Consider the following 3,115-nt stretch of genomic DNA (forward strand, 5'->3'; position numbering starts at 1 on the left):
CTTCAACTTGATTATAATTTGTTTTATCATAAACAAAGCGATAATAAACAATATAACTACCTGCATTTGTTGCAGTTGGAATATTTTCACTATATGCAATACCATCTAGACTATATTCAACTGAACCTACATTGATACTGCCTGCACTAATCAATTCTTGTGCTAGTCCATTATATGTTAATTCTTTTGGAGTAGGAAGTGTATAAACTACTTCTCCCTTAGATATAAAGCTTTGTACATATCCCGAAGGAATATCATTATAGTTTTCATTATTAATATCATATTTATAATAAACTACATAATTACCAATATTCTTTCCGGCTGGAATTTCTTCACTGTAGTTTTCATCATCTAAACTATATAAAATTGTACCTAAACTTATAGAACCAGGAATTACTAATTCTTGATTGGCATCATTAAATACCAAATTCTTGCCTATAGGAAGTGTATATTCTAGGTTAGCTTTTTGAATAGTTAATGTTGCGCTCATATTAGAAATTGCTTCATAATTATTCTCATCGCCACTAAATACTGCAGTAATAATATACTCACCAACGTTAGTGCCCATGCCACTATAAGCTACTGTGACATCAGAAGGTAAAACTCCTGTAATTTCAATTCCCTGCTCGTTACCATTGTATGTTACTGTTTTATCTACTAATGATATCTGACTCATGTCATAGACCGCTTTAGAAATTGTAACATCAAAGTTTCCTTCAGTATTTAAATGCTGTGAATCGCCTTTAATCTTATAATAAACATTATAAACACCTGCATTTGTTGCAGTTGGAACGTTAGCACTATAATTAACTCCATCAAGACTATATGTAATTGTTCCGCCTTCTACATTAGCCATAACCAATTCTTGAGATTCACCATTATATACTAACACTAAAGGTTCAAACTCTACAGCCGGATTAATCTTTATCCATTCAAATGAAGCATATAATTGATACGATTTTAATGTATGGCTTGGATCAATTGTGGTTACTAAACTATCATAATTGAAATTAGGATCTTCAAACCATCCTTTAAACAAATATCCTTCTTTTGAAGCATCATTTAAATAAATAGGCTCATCCTTTATATTATAACTGATAGGGTTATCACCATTAATACCACCATCTAAATGATATGTAATGGAATAATTTATAGGATTTTCAATATAATGTAATTTTAAATCCCCTGTAATCTTTGTACCTAATTCAAATTTATTATTGTTATCATCTACAAAATATGGCATATCATAGCCTAATTTTTGTGTTAATTCGTAATCAAATGAAGAATTAAATGGAACCTCTAGGTAATCTAATACCTGATCTCCATTATATAAATATACGATTGCATATACTTCTATATCTATAGTACCATTATAGTTTTTGTAATTCTTATCGTTAGGAATAAATGTATAATCGTAGGATTTAATGCTTGGGGATAAGAATGTACTTGTTAAGGAAACATCACCTGAAACTATAGTGCCACTAGATGTAAATTCATATTCGAATTCCATTTGGTCTATATTCATTTCAGAAGTGAAATAATTACCACTAACAAATGGTTGATTATAAACAACCTGAATATCCTCTAATTTTACCTCTGCAGGCTCTATGGTTATCGTTGTAATCTTATAATCATTTTCTAAGGCTGCTTTTACATAATAAGTACCTGCATCCTTTGGAAGACCTGTAGTATAGGTATCATCTATAGGATTCTCATCCTTCTTTTCAGAATATGAGTAAACAACCTTGGCTTTTTCATTTTCATCAAGGTTCGATACTTTTGGTGCTATTTCTTCACCACTATATGTAAATGTCTGATTGTCATCAATCGTCCATTCCTTTTTTCCACCATCGTTTACTTGGCTATTGGATACAATTATAGCTGTTGTACCACCACCAATTAGTAATAGTGCTGCAATGATTATAATGATTATAATCCATAGCTTCTTTTTATTTTTCATTCCTAACATCCCCTTTATAATTATCAATAATTATAATATCCCTATTCAATTCATTATAGCACAGAATAAATGCTCAAACAACTTAAACACTGCACATTCAAAAACATCGAACATATCATAAAAGCAATGTCTAAAAAAATTAAAAAAACATGGCATAATATCCATGTTCTCCCTAATTTTATTCCTTTTTAAGCATGTATAGAATTCCAATAGTCCCTCTTCCACAATGACTTGAAATTACACATCCGGCAACGGTAGATATGATATCTACATCAGGAAACATTGCCCTTAATCTTTCATATAAATAATCTCTATATTCATATGCAATAGAATGAGTGATTAAAATATGATCTAAATCTACTCTATCCTTATCCTCTTCAATTTGCTTTAAAAGTGCATTTAAAGCAACCTGCATTTTACCTATTGGCTTTTTACCAACACTCATCTTACCATCTCTTACAATGATATATGGGTTTATTTTAAGTAATGTACCTACAAATTTTGCAACACCACTACATCTTCCGCCTTTATATAAATAATCCATCTTTTCAATTACAAATTGAGATAATACAAGTTTTGTATTTTCTTCCATATTCTGTGCTACTTCCTTAGCACTAAGTCCATTCTTAATATCCTTAGCTGCCTTTAAAAGTAATAATCCAATACCACTCGATAGATTCTTTGAATCTACAACATAAATCTTGTCTGGTGCTACCTCTTCCTTAGCTAAATTTGCATTTTGGAATGTAGAAGACATTTGAGCAGATATACCTGTAAATACAATTTCATAGCCTAAATCAACATATTTTTGGAATACAGCAATAAAATCTGCAACAGATATAGCACTTGTTTTAGGTAATTCACCCTTTTCCTCTACCTTTTTATATAACTCCTCTGTCGTTATATCAATTCCATCCTTATAGGATTCAACACCAAAGTTTACATATAGTGGAATTACTTCGATATCTAATTCATCTAATAATTCCTTATTTAAATCATTCGTTGAGTCTGTAATAAGCTTAACCATTTCACACCTCTAAAGTACATCATCTTTACTGGTTATTATACTTTATAATCCTTTTATTTTCAATAACAGTCATTTTATCTATAATCTTTCCAATTTACTTCTAATAAAGTATAATAGCTCTTGAGGGT

Annotated in this window: 2 protein-coding genes; both read right to left on the reverse strand. The window is 30.2% G+C overall.

The genetic code is table 11. The features are described from left to right. The coding region (locus tag EI71_RS09985) for an InlB B-repeat-containing protein (RefSeq protein WP_162849955.1) at positions 1 to 1,960 on the reverse strand (1,960 nt) is incomplete at its 3' end. Positions 1,961 to 2,138: 178 nt separating this feature from the next. Next, entirely contained in the window at positions 2,139 to 2,987 is an 849-nt protein-coding gene (locus EI71_RS09990; RefSeq protein ID WP_119017076.1) for a DegV family protein, read from the reverse strand. Between the last annotated feature and the right edge of the window lie 128 nt (positions 2,988 to 3,115).

The organism is Anaeroplasma bactoclasticum, from assembly GCF_003550015.1.
Classification (GTDB): Bacteria; Bacillota_I; Bacilli_A; order Acholeplasmatales; family Anaeroplasmataceae; genus Anaeroplasma; species Anaeroplasma bactoclasticum.

Bases quoted from the DNA above. Each gene is read 5' to 3' on its own strand.
- EI71_RS09990 (WP_119017076.1), bottom strand. From the start codon at position 2,987: ATGGTTAAGCTTATTACAGACTCAACGAATGATTTAAATAAGGAATTA.